At 73.4% G+C, this 286-nt stretch carries 1 pseudogene; it reads left to right on the forward strand.

Annotated features, from left to right (window positions below):
• Positions 1–286: pseudogene (locus tag H928_RS32155) on the forward strand (PepSY domain-containing protein); the annotation flags it as partial.

Genomic DNA, 286 nt, shown 5'->3' on the forward strand with positions numbered 1-286 from the left:
TCCCCCGGGCCCACCCCCCTGCTGCCGCTGGAGCTGCCGCAGCGCGCGCAGTGGGAGCTGGGTGTCTTCTTTGGCCTGTGGTTGGCCGCGTTGCTGCATGGCCTGCTGCGCGCCCCGGCCAAGGCCTGGCTCGAGCAGATGGCGCTGCTGGCTGCCCTCTGCCTGCTGCTGCCGGTGCTGAATGCCCTGACCGTGGGCGACCACTGGCCCGCGCAGCTGCTGCGCGGCGATTGGGAAAGCGCCGGCGTGGAGCTGGGCGCCTGGGCCTTTGGCCTGGCCGCCGTCT

Source organism: Comamonas sp. B-9 (assembly GCF_000410635.1).
Classification (GTDB): Bacteria; Pseudomonadota; Gammaproteobacteria; order Burkholderiales; family Burkholderiaceae_C; genus Comamonas.